The organism is Nonomuraea sp. MTCD27, from assembly GCF_041950495.1.
Lineage (GTDB): Bacteria > Actinomycetota > Actinomycetes > Streptosporangiales > Streptosporangiaceae > Nonomuraea.
In genome coordinates, this window is record NZ_JBGNUW010000025.1 from 1 (window position 1) to 16,226 (window position 16,226).

Genomic DNA, 16,226 nt, shown 5'->3' on the forward strand with positions numbered 1-16,226 from the left:
TAGCCGGTCTGCCAGGGCCCGTACCGCTCGGGGATGTCCCGCCACGGCGTCCCGGCTCGCAGCCGCCACAGGATGCCGTCGATCACCTGCCGGTGATCACGCCAGGGACGGCCCCGGCCATCGGCCACCGGCAGCAGCGGCTCGATCCGCGCCCACGCCTTGTCGGTAAACTCACCACGTCGCACCACGATCGACCATTCAAGCGTGCACGTTGATCATTTGTCAGACACTCCCTAGGTCGGGGACTTGCTGAGGTTCGACCGTCCCAAGGTGTATTTGCGTTGGGTGCGGCTCCTTTTGAGGGAGTGGCTGAGCAGAGAGCGCAGCGCCACCACCTCGCCCGGTCGCACCGCTCCGTTAAATGCCGCCGCCACTCCCGACTGTGGCGCTACCGTGAGTTCGGTGGGTGATCGCGAGATGGGGGTTTGGCCGCACATCACCGTGGCTAAGAAAAGGCGGCCGGGCGGCCTGTTCCGCACCCGGAACTTCGGCCTGCTGTGGGCTGGGGAGTCGGTCAGCGGGTTAGGCTCGGCGATCACCACGGTGGCCGTCCCGTTCTTGGCGATAACCGTCCTGCATGCCAGCACCGGCACGGTGGCCCTGCTGACCGCAGCCAGCTGGCTGCCCTGGTTCTTGATCGGCCTCCCGGCCGGTACCTGGGTTGACCGCTGGCCGCGCCGCCGCATCCTCGTGTCCGCCAACCTGGTGTCCGCCGCGGTCCTGACCGCTATCCCGGTCGCCGCCTGGACCGGTGTGCTGACCGTGCCCATGCTGCTGGCCGCGGTGCTGATCGCCGGCACGTCCAGCGTGTTCTTTACCCTTGCATTCAACGCCTACTTGCCGCACCTACTGGCCCCGGATGACCGGATGGAGGGCAACGCCAAGCTCCAGGCCAGCGCCTCGGCCGCCGAGATCGCCGGCCCGGGCCTCGGCGGTCTGCTCACCGAGGTGGCCGGAGCGGTCGGCGGCCTGCTCATCGACGCGGTCACCTTCATCGTCTCGGCCGCCTGCCTGCTCAGATTGCGGACCACGCCCGAGCCGAGGGCGGCGGCGGGCGAGCGGCCCGGCATGCTCCGGCAGCTCAGCGAAGGCCTAGGGTACTTCAAGTACGGCGAGTTCATGCTGCCCATGCTTATCGTGGCGGCGATGATCAACCTCGGGATGCTCGGCGTGTTCTCGCTGCGCATCGTCTTCCTAGTGCGCGCCGAAGGTATCGCGCCGGGAACTGTGGGCGGCCTGATCAGCCTCGCCAGCCTGGGCGGCCTGCTGGGCGCCGTGCTCGCGTCCCGGGCCGTCGCCCGCTTCGGCAGCGCACGCACCTACGTGGGGGTCAATGTCGTGACCGCGCCGTTCATGCTGCTGCTGCCAGCCAGTGGCCCTGGCTGGCAGCTGGCGCTGTTCACGGTGGGATCGTTCGTGGTCATGCTCGGCGCCACGATGTCGGGCACCGTCACCGCTACCTTCCGCGTGAACTACATACCGGCGCACCTCCTGGGCCGGGTCACGGCGGTCTCCCGGTTCGTCATCTCCGGCACCGTGCCGCTCGGCGCAGCCACTGCCGGCGTCCTGGCGACAGCCTTCGGGGTCGGCGTCGCGATGTGGGTGTTGGCCACCTTCTTCGCCGTCTCCCCGCTGCTCCTGCTCGCCACCTCAATGCGCAGCATGCGTGACTTCCCGGCCCTCCCCAGCCAGCCTCCCGGTATGCAGCAATGATGATCAACTTCGCTGAAGCATGAAAAAAGTTGCGCCTGACCTGCGAGGATTCGAGTACCGCGTCCGTCTCCAGCGCAGAAACGGGTGCACCTTTCTTTCGAACTCGTGAACCGTGCCGGGTTTGTTGGAGACCGGGTTACGTGGCTGGGGTGAGAGTAGCCGAGTTGATCTTTGTGCGGTAGAGGGTTTCGTATTCGGCGGGTGGAAGGTCTTGGCAGGCGCTGTGAAGGCGGCGGTTGTTGTACCAGTCGACCCATTCCATGGTGGCGAGTTCGACGTCGTCCAGGCCCTTCCAGGGGCCGCGGCGGTGGATCAGTTCGGTCTTGTACAGCCCGATGGTGCTCTCGGCCAGCGCGTTATCGTAGCTGTCCCCGCGCGAGCCGACCGAGCTGACTGCGCCGGCGTCGGCGAGTCGGTCGGTGTAGCGGATCGACAGATATTGACAGCCGCGGTCGGAGTGATGCGCCAGCCCGTCCAGCGTGTCGGCCTGGCCGCCGCGACGCCAGATCGCCATCTCCAGCGCGTCCAGCGGCAGGTCGGTACGCAGATGGTCGGTCAGCCGCCAGCCGACGATCATCCGGGAGAACACGTCGATGACGAACGCGGCGTAGACGAACCCGGCCCAGGTGTGGATGTAGGTCAGATCGGCCACCCACAGCCGGTTCGGCGCCGGCGCGGCGAAGTGCCGCTCGACCAGGCCGGCCGGGCGCGGGCACAGCGGCTCGGCGATGGTCGTGCGGCGCTTGTGATCGCCACGGACCGCGCCGGACAGCCCTAACCGGCGCATCAGCCGGGCAACCGTGCAGCGAGCCACGGCCACGCCCTGGCGGTTGAGCGCCTTCCACATCTTGCGCACCCCGTACACCTCGAAGTTGTCGTTCCACAGCCGGATGATCTCGGCCGACAGCTGCTCATCGCGCCGCTCACGGGCCGAGCGCGGCCGGTTCCTGGCCGCGTAGTACGTCGCCGGTGCGAGATCGAGCACCTGGCAGATCGGCTCGACGCCGAATTCCTTGCGGTGAGCGTCGATGAAGGCCACTATCTGGGCGGTCGGGGGTCGAGTTCCCGGGCGAAAAAAGCAGCCGCCGACTTCAAGATCTCATTCGCCCGGCGCAGCTCACGGACCTCCCGCTCGAGCTCGGCGATCCGCTGGGCATCGGCCGTCGAGGTGCCCGGCCGCTGTCCTCCATCGACCTCAGCCTGCCGGACCCAGCCGCGCAACGCCTCGCGGTGCACGCCGAGCTGCTGGGCTACCCGGGCGATGGCACCCGGCGCATTACCGGTCTGCTCGCGGACCTCAAAGACCATCCGAACCGCGCGCTCGCGCACTTCCTGCGGGTACTTCCTGGGGGCTGGCATCGTGTGTGTTTCTCCCTTCCGCCAGCACGATCATGCTGGCTTCAGGGTCTCCAAGAAAGTCGGAGCGGTTCATTCCCGGGGCGCTCCAAAGCCGTCGAACGCCATGCGCGAGGTCCCGGCGAGCGGAATCAGGAGTTCGCCGGCCATGAAGTCGGCTTCCTCTTCTGTTTCTCGTCGACCTGGCGCTTGTGCTCCTCCCCTGAGGTTCACGTTGGTGGCCGAAACGACGCGGATCTGAATCCCGGCACCGCGCTGCAGTCTTTCATCGCCAGGGAACACGCCTTACGTGCCTGACAAGAACATCTCACTCTGACCTGCTGGAAGAGGCCAAGAACCCCAGATAACCATCGAGTCCTTACCTGGCGAAAGCTCAAGAGGGCGGATTGGCGGCAGCGGTGTTCGCCGCGGTGGCGACGCCGCGCATGGCGACGTCGAGACCCTGTCGCGTCGCTTCCAGGACCTGCTGCGGCCTGTCGCCGTGCTTCATGCTGACCAGCCGGGTGACGTTGGCGGCGCCCAGCAATGCGCCGATGATGCCTGCGGCGGTGATCCGGTCGAGCCGGTCAGGGTAGGCCGCGTGCAGCGCTTCGGCGAGTCGCAGCTGGGCGTCCTGCAGGTCATGCATCGTTCGGGCCTGCAGCTCCGGCACTGTCAGGATGAGCCGCACACGCAGCGAGTAGGGGATCGCGGTGACCTCGTCGCTCTCGCCGTTGAGGTCGGCGAATGAGGTGATGAGCTCTTGCCCGAGGCGTGCGAGCAGGTCGGCCGGCTGCTCGTCTGGGCCGCGCTCGGAGATCACCCTCAGGGCGGTGACCAGGCGCTGCCGGTCGCCGGAGAAGAGGATGTCCTCCTTGCCGCCGAAGTAGTTGAAGAGCGTCTTGGTGGAGACCTCGGCCGCCGCCGCGATCTCCGCGACCGTGGTCTGCCCGTATCCCTTCTCCGCGAACAGCCGCGCCGCGGCCGCGACCAGCGTGCGGCGCGTGGACTCCTTCTTGCGTTCCCTCAGGCCCAGCGTCTGCTCCATGGCCATACTCTACATGGAAGGCAAGTTTACATACCAGGGAAATTTTCACTAGGTTGCAAATATCCTTCGTGTGTAGTTTTATGGCTCGTGTTCACCCGGCCCACCCAGCCCGCGAACCGGACATCGTCCGTTTCCGCATGTCGCTGCCCGCACGGCCAGCGGCGTCGAAGCAAGTCGTCCTGGTCGCCCCCGGACGCTGCGGTCCCATTGACCTCGGCGCCCGGTGGTCTCCACCGAACCGCGATCGCCCATCGCCGGTGAAGATCCAAGTGGGACGCCGCGGGGCCGTCTCAGCCGGCCACATCACGCTCCTGCACCTGACGCAACCCCTTAAGCCCGCAACCCCTTAAGCCCGCAACGGCTGAGAAAGGAAAGGGATAACGCCCATGTCCATCGAAGAGACCAAGGCCATTGTCCGTCGCTACCTGGCCGGTGGCAGACAGAACTGGGAAGCGGTCGTTGACCTCGACCGGATGCGGGTCGTCGACACACCCGGCATGCCCGACACCGACGATTGGGAGATCCTTCTCGCACACGGCGAATCGGACAACCCACGGGAGTTCTTCGAGAACCTGAGCGGAGGCGTCCAGGACATCATCGCCGAAGGGAACAAGGTGGTCGTGCGATGGACCATGAACGGCACGGCCAAAAAGCCCTTCAAGCACCCTCTCCTGTACGTCACGATTCCGGTCGGCACCACAATCGCGCGCAGGGGAATCAGCATCTTCACGCTGGACGCGGGAATGGTCATCGAGGAACGGACCTACGAGGACCGGCTGGGCGTGCTCGAGCAACTCGGCTTGGCGCCGACCGCCCCGTGAACGGCGGCGCCTGACGGCACCGGCCGGCGAGCTCGACCGGCGCCTCGTCCGCCCGCTCGGCATGACGGGAACCTACCAGGCCACCAAGCCCCCGCAGGGTATCAAGGGCCCGCACGGGCACGGCTACTACCCCGACTCCACCGGCACCCTGCGCGACGTGCATCGCTTCAACGCCAGCTGGGGCAACGGCGCCGGCGGCGTCGTCTCGACCACGCAGGACGTCAGCACCTTCCGGCGGGCCTTCGACCAGGGCAGGCTGCTGCCGCCGTCGCTGCAGGCGGTCCTCACCGGCACCCTGCGCGCAGCAGGGCACGGGCCTGTGCGGAGGAAAGCTGAAAGGCCAGATGCTCGGCGGCTCGGCACCCGGCCTCACCACACTGACCTTCTCCTCGGCCGGCGGCCGGCAGCAGTTCGCCATCTCCATCACGCGGAGCACCGTCGACGACCACGCCATTGTCCCCGCGATGATCAAAACCGTCGAAGCCGTCCTCTGCCCGACGGCTTGAGCCCTACCCCACGGCTTTGATGCCCTACTCGACGCGTCCGGCCTGGTAGGCGCAGCACCGACGCTAACTCGTCGGCCAGGTCGGGGAAGGCGGCCACGACGTCGCTCGACCGCTTGGCCAGATCGGTCTCCATGCGACTTGCCCATCAAATGCCCAGAAAAGGACCAGGCTTGATTCTCAGAAACCCTCGTTACTGAGACGGCCCGCCGGCAGGAGAGCGGCCGCGTGTATGGGTGACAGCGTGATCTTCGTCCCGGCGAGGGCTCCCAAGCGCCTCCGCCGTAATCACTCGTGAGCGGGCCATTCCTCGGCCAGGAGCGCGTATGAGAGACCGTCGAGCCATCCCTTGGTGCGGTGGAGTGAGTCTCTCACCGTGTGCTGTTCGCGGCGCATCCCGACCCGCTCCATCAGCCGCCACGAGGATTCGTTGTCGTAGAAGCAGTCCGCGTGCAGGCGGCGCAGGCCAAGACTCTTGAAGGAGATGTCGATGAGGGCGCGTACCGCTTCGGTGGCGTAGCCCTTGCCGCCGTAGGAGGGATCGAGCGTCCACCCGAGCTCTCCTTGTACGCTTTCCGCCTGGTCAGCGACCTCTTCCTGGGCCCAACCGTCCTGGACCTTCAGTGTCAGGTCGCCGATCACCCGGCCGTCCAGTTCGACGATGAGCAGATCTACGAGCCGCTCCTCGCGGAGGAAACGCTCACGGTAGTCGTCGTAGGTGTCTGTGGCGGCCGCGACCCATTCGTGAGTCTCCGGCAGTTGCCGGAAGGCCCAGGTCGCGTCCAGGTCGTCGGGGGCAGCCCGGCGCAACAGCAGCCGCTCGGTGGAAATCGGCCAGTCCAGCGTGTCAAGAGGGTGACGCATGGGCCCTCATACTGACAGCGGGCTGTGGTGATACACAAACGGATTACTGCGGACGACGTCTCCGACAACGACGCGGCGATCGCTCTACAGGAACCGACAGGACACCGAAGCGACCAGGGCTCCCGGAAACCCGCGTCCTGGAAATCAAGTGGGCCCGGAGGCCGGGGCGGGATTGGTCGGGTGTCACAGGGCGGGCGGGGCCGTCGGCTCCGTCTGGGGGGCGTGGCGGAGGGCGTCGGCGACGGCGTACCGCGAAGCTCGGACGAGCAAGGCGCGTTCAGATCAGTCGGTTCGAAGACGACCTCGGGAATCAGTGCAGAGGACTTCAGAAACCGACACGCGAAAACGGTCAACCTCCGGGAACGCCGTCTCATATAGGTGGTCCGGTGAAGGGGAGCTCAACGGTATGCCCGTGCGTTCCATCTGCGATCAGGGATTCCGAAGACGTACGTGACAATGGCCGCTTCTCCCGTACGTGAGCGATCATGACGGGCGTGCTGAGCAGGCGATCCACTTCCCCGGCCGCCGCGCGACTCCGGCACGTCATCCGGTACATCGTCCCAGCCCACGGTTCCGCGCGGTGGCTGGCGTGAGTGCGGCATCGCAGGTCCCCGCGCTGCGCGACGGGACACGTGACGCTCATCGCGGTCGCCTTCCTGGCCACGCCGCGCACAGCCAACGCCAACACTCCCCGCGCCTCAGCCCTCGACCGCGTCATCGCCTGCCTTCGCCGAACCCCCTGGGCACGCCTTCGATACAACATGCCTTCAAGACCGGTTAACGTGCCTGACAAGATCATATCGCTCTGACCTGCGAGAAGATGCCAAGAACCCAAGATAGCCATCGCTACCACGTCGAACATGCCGAGAACCTCGCAGCCGAGGGTGGCGGAACATGGAAGACCTACGCTCTTGGCGATCACACAAAGTGACAGATGGATCCGCTCGGCCGGAGAACTCAGATCAGTCAATCAACGGCCCCTGCCAGTTGGCGAAGCGTGTTCGCTGGTCAGTCATATCCGCACGGGAAGATCACGGCAGAGATGCTGGTCGTTCCCCTGCCGGAAACGCGAACCAAGATCCACTCAATGTTGCATCTGGCCGGGCCTCATTCCGGATGGATCGTCACTACGTTCCAGCGTGCTGGCATGCCGTCGCCATGGCACGCCACTGCGGTCGCTGACCTGCCGCAATCAGCATGCCTCCACTGGGGACGAGCCCTATGATCAGGTTCGTCCTGATCGTTGAAATTCGGAGAAGATGTCAATCTCATGCGCCGTGCCATGGTCCTTCTGGGTGGCGCCGCCCTCGCCCTCGGCGCGTTCGTCCTCTTCTATCGGGGCCCGGGACAACCGTTCATCCGCGGTTACGTGAGTGACGTCGCCGCCACCATGTTGGTCTACGCGTTCGTGGGGCTGCTGTGGCGCACCACCGCCGCACGTCGCACCCTGGCCACGGCCGGGATCGCCGCTGCCGTCGAGTTCTACCAAATAGTCGGCATGACCCCGCCGGGCATCGGCGGTGTCCTGGTCGGCGCGTTCCCCGACCCATGGGACCTGGTCGCCTATGCCATCGGTGTGGTCGCGGCCTTGCTCTGGGAACGCCGAGTGGTCCGATCCGGCGCTCAGACCGGTTGACTCTCCGTGACGTTCCAAGCCCTCGGCAGGAGAACTCAGGTCACTTGATAACGGCCCCTGCCAGTACCGGCCCCCAAGAAGCGCGGTAGGGGAACTGCGGCTGACCTCCTTGATCATCTTCTTGAGCGCCCTCCGGCGGCGGCCAGGTTATCCTTGGCTTCGATCAGTTTGGCCTTCAGCTGCGCGTTTTCCGCCACCGCGGCGTCCCGCTCGGCGGCCAGGTGTTCGCCGTGGGCCAGCAGCTCGTTGATCCGCGCCGTCAGCTCGGCGGTGCCAGCCGCGGTCTGGATGATCGGGCGGGCGCCGAGCCGGGCGACATCCTCGATCGCGTCGACCAGATTGCGACCTTTGGTGAACAGCGCGTCGATCTCGGCGCGGATGGCTTGTACGGCGGCGGTAGTGTGCGTGCCACGAGCGTAGGTCCTTGCGTTGTGCGAATTTTGGTCGGTTCAGCACGGCAACCTACGCTCGTTCACATTTGCACCGCATCTCGGACGCGACCTAACCAGCCGGGCGTATCGCCCATGATGACTAAGCCCTCATCAAACGGGCTGCTCTTCCATGCGGACATCGTCCAGTTCAACAATGAGCATCTTGCCGAGCAGGCGAGGCAGCTCCCTTTCGGCCAGCAGCGACACGATGGCGTTGAACTTGCGGGGGGTGAGTTGGCCAGGTTCGTACACGTCGCCGTAGAGAGCGGCGGGTCTCACCCTTGCCACCGACGCCGCGACGGCGCCGACCGAGCACAGGTGCGGGCAATAGCGCAGGGCGCTTGGCCAGCAGGCCCGGCAGCATGGTGGGGTCGCGGTCCATACTGGGTTGGCCGGATGGGTGAGCCGTTCCCACTCATCGCAGGGAATCAGCCACTCGATCCGGCCGTCGCCGACAGCGGTGCAGCCACAGATCTGGCAGCGGTGGTCGGTCATCGCGGCCAAGTGCCGGCCGGTGTGGACGGAGGCGAACCGCGGCCGGCCGTGGTGATCGATTCGATCGCGGTACCACAGCACGCCGAACCTGCGGTCGCCGGGCAGTTCGTCCCAGTAGGACAGGCGCTCGCCGCGCCAGCAAACCCCTGGGCCGGGATCAGCTACAGGAGAACTCCAGCGAACAACCCAGGGAACGGGCAGGCCTCGCCACTCGGCAGGAGCCTGTCCGTTCACGAAGGCGCTCCCATAACCTATACACCTTCGATGCTGGCAACGGCGCGCTGCCGAAGGAACGGCCTGATGCCAACACTCCCTCGGTGCCGCCGGAAGCGAGGCCGGGTCGACAGCACTGTCACGTGGAGATATCGGATGCCGCGCCTACGAGCGAGTGGGCCTCGTATTCCTGCGCTACGGACCCATAATCTCCCGCTCTGGTGATGACTGCCACCCCGGTGACCTGTTCGCCTGCCGCTCCGTCCTGCTCGGAGACGACCGGTAGCAGCAGCGTCAAGAGGACCTTGGAGCCGACGCGGACGTTTTCGTCGAGCACCGCTGTGACCATGTTGCCGATGTTGGTGGTAGCTTCGTCCAGCGAACCGTCTCCGCTGAAATGCCGGTCTTGCAGGAGCGACTGATCTCCATTGACGGACAACTCGCCTTTGCGGTACGCGATCTCGATGCCAGGCCCGCGGAGTTCGTACTTTGTGGTTGCGTTCATCGAGGCCCTCCATGACGACCTGACTATATGATGTGTCCGATGGGGCACTACCCGTAGCCGTGATTGGTTAATCGCGTCGGAATCATCTTCGAATACGTCGGCTTTTTGGGCAACCATCACAGGTGGGAATCTTGACCGGTAGCTGACCGCGGGCCGACTTTTTGCCAGGAGTATCCTCGATACGATCGACGGCAGCACGAAATATCGTGGGCTTTTGGTTCTTCTGGTCGGCGGAAGGTGAGCAGCATGGATCCCGAAACCTCTACGTCGAAATCCTGGCTTCCCACGCGCAAATGGTGGTCCATGCTCGTGGTGGCACTCGGGGCCCTGGCCGTCAACTGGATCAACACCGGCCAGTTCACCAAGGAGATCGCCATCGCTCTGGTAGGTCTCCTCGTACAGGCCGCTACCACCTACCTTGTCCCCAACCAGGACACGCCCGGTGGCGTGCCCATCAGCAGGGGCGGGACGACATCAGCCCAGAAATTTCCCAGGTAACCGATGGGCAGCCACGCCGCGGGTCTAGGCAGTCTTCTTCAGCCTCGTGGGCTGGAGCGCCGACCTCAGCGCGGCTTCCGTCTCCTCGCCGTACACGCCGGTCACGGCGATGCCTGCCTTCCTCTGCAACCACTTCACGCCTGCCTCGGTCCGCGGGCCGAAGTCCCCGTCCATGTCCAGTTCCGGAGTTCGCCCGGCCGCGTTCAGTGCCTGCTGGAGCTGTGAGACCGGTAGCCCGGAGGAGCCGACGGACAACGGGGGAGTGCCGTCAGGGATGACCACGGTGGATATCCCTCCCAGGGCGAGCGCCCGAAGCTGTGAACGGTCGCGCTGGTACATGTTGACGTCGCAGGGTCCCTCGGGAAATCCCGGTACCTTGCCGGTACAGGAGAACTGAAGAATGGACACGCGCTCGTCGCCGTAGGATCTCCACCATGCGGCGGGGACGCCTTCATACAGCTTCTTGGGTGTCCCCTTGCCGGAGACATAGTGGGACTCCCACAGAGTGTCGAAGAAGGACAGGTCGCCTTGCCCGTTCTCCCTCCAGTACCAGCGGGGGTAGTAGCCGAGCACGGGATGCCCGCCGGTCCGGCTCTTGAACTCCGCCACCCATTTGCGCGCGTCCTCGGCCGTCGCCTGTCGGCTGACGCCGTCCCGTCGCTCCACGTCCAGCGCGACCATCAGCTGGGACACGTCGCCCGCGACCTCCAGGAAGTGCTCGACCTGTCGTGTGATGTCGGCATCGCCGCGCAGGAAGCAGTACGCACCGGGCACGAACACCTCGCCCAGGGCCAGCATGCCGGCACGGTTGCGCGCCCAGGTGCGATCCTTGAAGTGGACGCCCTCGGTCGCCTTGGCGAAGGCGAACTCGATTCCCGACGCCGCGACGGCGTTCCAGTCGATCTTGCCGTTCCAATGGGATACGTCGACACCGAACATGGCAATCACCTGCGCCTTCATCGTAGTTCCCACGCATCGCAGGGAGGGCTTCTACGCGAACGTCGGAATGAATTGATCGGTAACTCCTGAGTCGCCTCGGACGGCCCGCGGATGCTGCGATGGCAGGGAAATCAACCGACAATTCACCGGATCGAATGGCCGGGCAATTATTGAGCGAGGCGACTGCCCGGAAACGCTGCATCACAATCGTATCGAACCTGAAGCCCAGTGACTCAAAGCGAGAGTCAAAGTCGCTTGGGCAATCACGCTGATGCGCCCACGCCGACGACGTTCGTCGTACACGGCGGCTGGCATGCCGATGGCGACCGGCCCGATAAAATCGTCCAGAATTTTACCTATAAACGGTCTTATGCGGATACCCCCGCGGGATACCCGGAAGGGCGAAATGACTGGAACGATCGCCTTTGCTTCTCACTGCCCTGGAGCGCTGAGTCCCTTTCAACCCAAACAGCCGCATAGGGTACGCCCATAAGACGGCTGTCCGGAATCTCCGTGGCTCCTCAGTTGGGCCTGCCTCGATTTCAGCGGTCAGGCCGAGGGTGCCGGCATCGAGGATTCGCGCCGGCTGCCAACAGAGGCGTCCGTTTGATGGGGATTTGGTCGCCTTTGGGGGATATGTCTGGCTGATAGAGGGCACTCTGAGGTGCAGGTACCTACCGTGCTGTGGCTGTCTCCACGGGCTGTTGCCTGTGGACGGTCTGGCTGCTGGAGCCGGTAGCGGTGCCGGCCGGCCCTTCCCATTCCGATCAAGCCGCGACGTTCAGGACGTCCCCGGGGTGGACGTGCATCTGATCGCCACCTATCTGACGTCAGGGCGTCGCGTGCCTACCAGGAAGGCTGATCATGACCAAGAGACAGGAAGCGGAACTCGTGGCGGAAGCCGTGGACACCCATGCTTGGGGTCCCACCGAGCCGGATGAGGAGCAGGTCCTGGTCTCGCTCGGCTACGTCCTCAACCCGGAGACCGGCGTCTACGAGCAGGGGCCGAACGGAAGGAGGCCGCCGTCATGACCGCCGAGAAGATGGTGAAGCGGGCGAGTGACGACCTCGGCCTGTCGGGCCGGCCGAACGTCATCACGCGCTGGTACTCCGAACGGAACGGTTCGGAGTTCCTGAGGGCACCATGGTGCAACATGTCCATCACGTACTGGGCACGGCACTCCGACAACGCCGCGGCGGTCCTGCCGAACGGGGATCGCGCCTACACGGTGTGGCACGCCCAGGACGGCCAACGACTGGGCCGCTGGCACGCGGGGACCGCGGCCAACATCAAGCAGTACGCCCGCCCCGGCGCACTGGTGTTCTTCGACTGGGGCGGCACCAACGAGATCGGCCGGATCGACCATATCGGCCTGGTCGAGAAGAACCTCGGCGACGGCAGGGTGCAGACGATCGAGGGCAATACCGATGACGCCTGCAAGCGGCGCGTACGCGACGCGTCAGTCATCGCGGGGTTCTGGAACCCCGACTACGAGAAGAACGAGAGCTGGACGGAGGCCATCGTGGGAGAGCTCCCGATACTCAGCCAGGGCGACCAGGGGCCGCACGTGCGCACGATGCATCACCTGATGCTCGCCAGGGACGTCCCAGGGCTGGCGGGTGTCAGTGACACCATGTTCACTCCGGCCCATTCCGTGGGCATCCGTGGCCTGCAGACGGCTGCGGGGATCGAGGTCGACGGCGTCGTCGGGCCGCAGACCTGGCCCGTCCTGCTCGCGGTGCACTGACAGTCCATGCGGGTCCATCGGCCCCGCCGAGTCCCTGCCCCCGGGCAGGGGCTCCCTTTTCCCCGCGGCCAAATTTCCTGCCGACTTCCACGGGATCCGCGATGCGCATGCCCGCCCCATATTCGTATTTCTCTGGATAGGAGGAGCCGGCGGATGATATCCCCTCATGGGCGGCTTGAGCACGCCCTGCCTCAAGCAATGAGAGGACGTTGTTTGGGTATTCCTGAGCTTGGCCGACCGGCAATTCAGGGTATATGCGCCAAAAACAGCACAAATAAGCATGTGCATTCTTTGTGGTGCAAGCCACCCGCTCGAACTCCGGAGGTGTAGCTACATGTCCGAATATGGATCTCCACAGCCCACTCGTGACCTGTGCGGCACCATGCTCGTGCACCGCAAACTGCTCAATGAGAGCATGAGCTACCGCGCCCGGCGCGCCACGATCGAGGACCGGGCACTGCAGTACAAGCAGGGGACGCGCATGTCCGTGCGCACCGGCGTGGTCACGTTGCCGGTCGTCGTACACGTGGTCCACAATCCGCGCACGCCGGAGCAGAACATCTCCGACGAGCAGATCCACAGCCAGTTGGCCGTGCTCAACCGGGACTTCCGGGCAGCCAATTCCGATGTAGGAAAAGTGCCGGACGCGTGGAAGCCACTGGTGGCCGACGCCAGGATCGAGTTCCGGCTGGCGACGCGGGACCCGCACGGCGAGGCCACCGACGGGATCGTCCGCGTGGAGACCGACCAGCGCGGCTTCACCTGGAACGACGACGTCAAGGCCGGCGTCACCGGCGGTGCCGACCCCTGGCCGAGCGATCAGTATCTCAACATCTGGGTCTGCCAGCTAGGCGGCGGCCTGCTCGGTTACGCGCAGTTCCCCGGCGGGCCACCGCAGACCGACGGCGTCGTCGTCCTGAACACCGCCTTCGGCACCACGGGCACGGCGACCCCGCCTTTCGACGGGGGCCGTACGGCGACGCACGAGATCGGCCACTGGCTGGACCTCTACCACATCTGGGGTGACGACGACGGCGCCTGCAGCAGCGATGATAAGGTCGCCGACACGCCGAACCAGGCCGGACCGAACACGGGAAGACCCACCTTCCCGCGCCTCACTTGCGACAACGGGCCCCATGGCGACATGTTCGTCAACTACATGGATTACACCGATGACGTGTCCATGTACATGTTCACGCGGGGCCAGGCCACCCGGATGGACGCTTGCCTGGAGGGGAGCCGGGCCTCGTTCCTTGTCGGGCAGGAGCTGTCGGTGGGCTCCGCGGCCGTGCCGGCACAGTTCCGTCCGGAGCTCAACGGGGAGGTGGCACAGTTGCTGCACGACACCGAGCGGTTGACCACCGAACTCCTCAACGAAATCCGCTCGGCGCTCGACCTGGTCACCGGCCCTCGGGACGGCTGACCGGGGGCATGGGAATGAGCTGCGCACCGGCGGACATCGTTGGCTCCTGGCTGCACTCGTATGAGGAAGACAGTCAGACCACGGCGGTTTATCGGCCGCCCGATCACCCGTTCCCGCCCTCGCGGCGCGTGCGGCGCGGGCTGGAGTTTCGGGCGGACGGGGTGTTCGTCGACCTCCGTCCCGGCCCGGACGACCGTCCGCGGCCGGTGGTGGGCCGCTGGCGAGCCGAGGAGTGGGGGCGCATCCGTGTCGCCTTCCCGTCGGGGCGGGATGCGCCGCTCGAGCTCACCGTCGTCTCCTGCGCACACGACGTGCTCGTCCTCGCCAAATGACGCGGAGCAAGCCGCGCATCAGCTGACAGCACGTCGCCCTTCAGCGTCCTGCTTCCTGCCGGCTTCGCCGACGCCGAGGTGAAGGTGCATGCCGTGGTGGCGGTCCCTGCGTCGATGCCCGCCTACGCGCGCGGCCTGTATGCCTTTCTGCGCGAGCTCGACCAGCGAGGCTGCGACCTCATCGTGGCGTCCTTGCCGCAGGAGGCAGGGCTGGGACTGGCGATCGCCAACCGGCTGCGCCGCGCCGCAGGACCGCGGCCCGCCGCCTGATCGGCGCGGCGCTGTGAGAGCACCGGCAGGGGAGAGCAGCACTGCGAGCAGAAGGGGCAGGGACGTCGGCGGGCGATGCCGTGCTCGCGGCCGATGATGTGAGCCAGGCGGCGGGCAGGCGATCAGTCGCCAAGGGCATGCGCAGGACCAGGCAGGTTCCCTGGCCGGGGTCTTCGATGGTCAGGGTACCGTGGTGGGCGTGGGCGATCTCGCGGCAGATGGCCAGGCCCAGGCCGGTGCCTTGCGGGTCGCGCTGGCGTGATTCCGGGAGCCGGGCGAAGCGTTCGAAGATGATCTCGCGGTGTTGGGGGGCGATGCCCGTGCCGTCGTCGAAGACGGTCAGGACTCCGGTGTCGTCTTCGGCCCGGACCGCGAGGGTGACGGCGGTGGCGGCGTGGCGCTGGGCGTTGTCCGGCAGATTGGCCAGCAGCCTGGCGATCAGCAGCCGGTCGCAGCTGACGACCACGCCCGGCTGTAGCTCGGTGCGGATCGGAACCCGGTCGGGCAGCCGGCGCCCCAGCTCGGCGCGGGCCAGCTCGGCCAGGTCGGTGCGCTCGTGCTGGGCCGTCCGGTCAGCGTCCAAGCGGGCCAGGGTGAGGATGTCCTCGGCGATCGCCTGCTGGCGTTCCACGTCGCCGAGCAGCTCTTTGGCCATGCGCGGCCAGTCGACCGCGTCCGGATCCATCAGCGCTTCCTCCAGCCGCAGGATGGCGCCGGTGATCGGGGTGCGCAGGTCGTGCGAGGCCTCGGCGGTGAAGCGGCGCTCGCGCCGCAGGGCCGCCTCCAGCAGCTCCAGGGTGTCGTTGACGACGGTGGCCAGGTAGCGGATCTCGTCGTGGTGGGCCGGGATGGGCACGCGGTGCCCGAGATCGGTCGTGGTGATCTCGGCGAGCTCGGCGGTCATGTCCTCCACCGGCTGCAAGGTACGGCCGACGAGATGGTAGATCCCCAGGCCCACGACGACCAGCACGATCGCCGAGGCGGCCACCAGTTGCGCGAGCAGCGCTTGGCTCCCGTACCACGGCGGGACCGGCAGCGCGCTGTAGGCGACCAGGTCCCCGCCGAGGGCGGGAACCCACATCGCCGCGACGATCATGCACCGGCCGGGAAAGCCCAGCACGTCGCACAGCCGCCGATCCGTGGCCGAGGGCCGCCGCGACGGCACGAACGTGGCCATCCGCGGCTGCCCGATCACCCGATCACTCGCCGACACCACCTGCCCCGCGCGATCGACCAGCTGGGTGGCGGCCGTGCCCTCGTCACCGATGCTGGCGGGCGGCGTACGGTGAGCGAGCTTACGCATCAACTCCAGATCCGCCGCGTAGACGTGCCTGAGCCGGTGACTCATCTCGTGATCGCGCTGATTATCCATGATCAGCCACGCCGCGATCACGCACAGCACCGCGGCCACCAGGATGGCCGACAGCGTCATCCGGGCGCGGATGGACCACG

General features: G+C 66.2%; 18 protein-coding genes, 1 pseudogene and 1 other annotated feature. Of the genes and pseudogenes, 10 read left to right on the plus strand and 9 right to left on the minus strand.

The annotated features are described in order from the left end of the window. A partial coding sequence (locus tag ACBJ59_RS50040; RefSeq protein WP_375117061.1) for a transposase occupies positions 1 to 188 on the minus strand: 188 nt, incomplete at its 3' end. Positions 189 to 402: 214 nt separating this feature from the next. Between ACBJ59_RS50040 and ACBJ59_RS50045 the strand changes: the two genes are divergently transcribed. Further along, entirely contained in the window at positions 403 to 1,713 is a 1,311-nt protein-coding gene (locus ACBJ59_RS50045; RefSeq protein WP_375117062.1) for an MFS transporter, read from the plus strand. 136 nt (positions 1,714 to 1,849) lie between these two features. Here ACBJ59_RS50045 and ACBJ59_RS50050 read toward each other — a convergent pair. After that, positions 1,850 to 3,072 (minus strand): IS3 family transposase gene (locus tag ACBJ59_RS50050; RefSeq protein ID WP_375117063.1). Its coding sequence is split into 2 segments (ribosomal slippage): positions 1,850 to 2,793 and positions 2,793 to 3,072, totalling 1,224 coding nucleotides; the frame shifts between segments, so codons are not numbered across the junction. Beyond that, positions 2,681 to 2,794 (minus strand) — a sequence feature (AL1L pseudoknot). (Overlaps the previous gene by 114 nt.) A 370-nt stretch (positions 3,073 to 3,442) precedes the next feature. Next, entirely contained in the window at positions 3,443 to 4,096 is a 654-nt protein-coding gene (locus ACBJ59_RS50055) for a TetR/AcrR family transcriptional regulator (RefSeq protein WP_375117064.1), read from the minus strand. Positions 4,097 to 4,482: 386 nt separating this feature from the next. Here ACBJ59_RS50055 and ACBJ59_RS50060 point away from each other — a divergent pair, with 386 nt between their 5' ends. Continuing rightward, positions 4,483 to 4,917, plus strand: a complete 435-nt coding sequence (locus ACBJ59_RS50060) for an ester cyclase (RefSeq protein WP_375117065.1) — start codon at positions 4,483 to 4,485, stop codon at positions 4,915 to 4,917. Between the two features lie 126 nt (positions 4,918 to 5,043). Here ACBJ59_RS50060 and ACBJ59_RS50065 read toward each other — a convergent pair whose 3' ends face one another. Next, positions 5,044 to 5,205, minus strand: coding sequence for a hypothetical protein (locus ACBJ59_RS50065; protein WP_375117066.1), 162 nt, complete (start codon positions 5,203 to 5,205; stop codon positions 5,044 to 5,046). Positions 5,206 to 5,261: 56 nt separating this feature from the next. Between ACBJ59_RS50065 and ACBJ59_RS50070 the strand changes: the two genes are divergently transcribed. Beyond that, on the plus strand, positions 5,262 to 5,423 hold the full coding sequence (locus ACBJ59_RS50070) for a hypothetical protein (RefSeq protein ID WP_375117067.1): 162 nt from the start codon (positions 5,262 to 5,264) through the stop codon (positions 5,421 to 5,423). A gap of 285 nt (positions 5,424 to 5,708) precedes the next feature. On the opposite strand, the gene ACBJ59_RS50075 is transcribed toward ACBJ59_RS50070, so the two are convergent. After that, entirely contained in the window at positions 5,709 to 6,284 is a 576-nt protein-coding gene (locus ACBJ59_RS50075; RefSeq protein ID WP_375117068.1) for a GNAT family N-acetyltransferase, read from the minus strand. 1,282 nt (positions 6,285 to 7,566) lie between these two features. Here ACBJ59_RS50075 and ACBJ59_RS50080 point away from each other — a divergent pair. Beyond that, on the plus strand, positions 7,567 to 7,920 hold the full coding sequence (locus ACBJ59_RS50080; RefSeq protein ID WP_375117069.1) for a DUF2809 domain-containing protein: 354 nt from the start codon (positions 7,567 to 7,569) through the stop codon (positions 7,918 to 7,920). A gap of 542 nt (positions 7,921 to 8,462) precedes the next feature. Here the strand turns inward: ACBJ59_RS50080 and ACBJ59_RS50085 are convergent. Further along, positions 8,463 to 9,080 (minus strand): hypothetical protein, encoded by a 618-nt coding sequence (locus tag ACBJ59_RS50085; RefSeq protein WP_375117070.1) that lies wholly within the window; start codon positions 9,078 to 9,080, stop codon positions 8,463 to 8,465. Positions 9,081 to 9,198: 118 nt separating this feature from the next. Further along, a complete protein-coding gene (locus ACBJ59_RS50090; RefSeq protein ID WP_375117071.1) occupies positions 9,199 to 9,564 on the minus strand; it encodes a hypothetical protein in 366 nt (121 codons plus the stop codon). 303 nt (positions 9,565 to 9,867) lie between these two features. Here ACBJ59_RS50090 and ACBJ59_RS50095 point away from each other — a divergent pair, with 303 nt between their 5' ends. Further along, positions 9,868 to 10,062: a hypothetical protein gene (locus ACBJ59_RS50095; protein WP_375117072.1), complete on the plus strand. Its 195-nt coding sequence runs from the start codon at positions 9,868 to 9,870 to the stop codon at positions 10,060 to 10,062. 24 nt (positions 10,063 to 10,086) lie between these two features. Here ACBJ59_RS50095 and ACBJ59_RS50100 read toward each other — a convergent pair whose 3' ends face one another. Further along, positions 10,087 to 11,022: a GH25 family lysozyme gene (locus tag ACBJ59_RS50100; protein ID WP_375117073.1), complete on the minus strand. Its 936-nt coding sequence runs from the start codon at positions 11,020 to 11,022 to the stop codon at positions 10,087 to 10,089. An 843-nt stretch (positions 11,023 to 11,865) separates the two neighbouring features. Here ACBJ59_RS50100 and ACBJ59_RS50105 point away from each other — a divergent pair. The 5 genes from ACBJ59_RS50105 (at position 11,866) to ACBJ59_RS50125 (ending at position 14,774) form a co-directional block, all read left to right on the plus strand. Beyond that, positions 11,866 to 12,033 (plus strand): hypothetical protein, encoded by a 168-nt coding sequence (locus ACBJ59_RS50105; RefSeq protein ID WP_375117074.1) that lies wholly within the window; start codon positions 11,866 to 11,868, stop codon positions 12,031 to 12,033. Continuing rightward, positions 12,030 to 12,749, plus strand: coding sequence for a CHAP domain-containing protein (locus tag ACBJ59_RS50110; RefSeq protein ID WP_375117075.1), 720 nt, complete (start codon positions 12,030 to 12,032; stop codon positions 12,747 to 12,749). Before ACBJ59_RS50105 ends, ACBJ59_RS50110 begins: the two co-directional genes overlap by 4 nt. Before the next feature lie 334 nt (positions 12,750 to 13,083). Then, complete coding sequence (locus tag ACBJ59_RS50115) at positions 13,084 to 14,172, plus strand: zinc metalloprotease (RefSeq protein ID WP_375117076.1); 1,089 nt, start codon at positions 13,084 to 13,086, stop codon at positions 14,170 to 14,172. Positions 14,173 to 14,186: 14 nt separating this feature from the next. Continuing rightward, positions 14,187 to 14,504, plus strand: a complete 318-nt coding sequence (locus ACBJ59_RS50120) for a hypothetical protein (RefSeq protein ID WP_375117077.1) — start codon at positions 14,187 to 14,189, stop codon at positions 14,502 to 14,504. A gap of 114 nt (positions 14,505 to 14,618) precedes the next feature. Beyond that, the gene (locus ACBJ59_RS50125; protein ID WP_375117218.1) at positions 14,619 to 14,774 is read left to right on the plus strand and encodes a Sua5 family C-terminal domain-containing protein; all 156 of its coding nucleotides are present in this window, start codon (positions 14,619 to 14,621) and stop codon (positions 14,772 to 14,774) included. A gap of 139 nt (positions 14,775 to 14,913) precedes the next feature. On the opposite strand, the pseudogene ACBJ59_RS50130 reads toward ACBJ59_RS50125, so the two are convergent. Then, positions 14,914 to 16,206, minus strand: a pseudogene (locus tag ACBJ59_RS50130) (sensor histidine kinase); the annotation flags it as partial. Positions 16,207 to 16,226 lie beyond the last annotated feature (20 nt).

Excerpts from the sequence above, each read along its gene's own strand:
- ACBJ59_RS50115 (WP_375117076.1), top strand. The coding sequence starts at position 13,084 with ATGTCCGAATATGGATCTCCACAGCCCACTCGTGACCTGTGCGGCACC.
- ACBJ59_RS50080 (WP_375117069.1), top strand. The coding sequence starts at position 7,567 with ATGGTCCTTCTGGGTGGCGCCGCCCTCGCCCTCGGCGCGTTCGTCCTC.
- ACBJ59_RS50090 (WP_375117071.1), bottom strand. The coding sequence starts at position 9,564 with ATGAACGCAACCACAAAGTACGAACTCCGCGGGCCTGGCATCGAGATC.
- ACBJ59_RS50070 (WP_375117067.1), top strand. The coding sequence starts at position 5,262 with ATGCTCGGCGGCTCGGCACCCGGCCTCACCACACTGACCTTCTCCTCG.
- ACBJ59_RS50095 (WP_375117072.1), top strand. The coding sequence starts at position 9,868 with ATGCTCGTGGTGGCACTCGGGGCCCTGGCCGTCAACTGGATCAACACC.
- ACBJ59_RS50055 (WP_375117064.1), bottom strand. The coding sequence starts at position 4,096 with ATGGAGCAGACGCTGGGCCTGAGGGAACGCAAGAAGGAGTCCACGCGC.
- ACBJ59_RS50125 (WP_375117218.1), top strand. The coding sequence starts at position 14,619 with ATGCCCGCCTACGCGCGCGGCCTGTATGCCTTTCTGCGCGAGCTCGAC.
- ACBJ59_RS50105 (WP_375117074.1), top strand. The coding sequence starts at position 11,866 with ATGACCAAGAGACAGGAAGCGGAACTCGTGGCGGAAGCCGTGGACACC.
- ACBJ59_RS50075 (WP_375117068.1), bottom strand. The coding sequence starts at position 6,284 with ATGCGTCACCCTCTTGACACGCTGGACTGGCCGATTTCCACCGAGCGG.
- ACBJ59_RS50110 (WP_375117075.1), top strand. The coding sequence starts at position 12,030 with ATGACCGCCGAGAAGATGGTGAAGCGGGCGAGTGACGACCTCGGCCTG.
- ACBJ59_RS50120 (WP_375117077.1), top strand. The coding sequence starts at position 14,187 with ATGAGCTGCGCACCGGCGGACATCGTTGGCTCCTGGCTGCACTCGTAT.
- ACBJ59_RS50060 (WP_375117065.1), top strand. The coding sequence starts at position 4,483 with ATGTCCATCGAAGAGACCAAGGCCATTGTCCGTCGCTACCTGGCCGGT.
- ACBJ59_RS50100 (WP_375117073.1), bottom strand. The coding sequence starts at position 11,022 with ATGAAGGCGCAGGTGATTGCCATGTTCGGTGTCGACGTATCCCATTGG.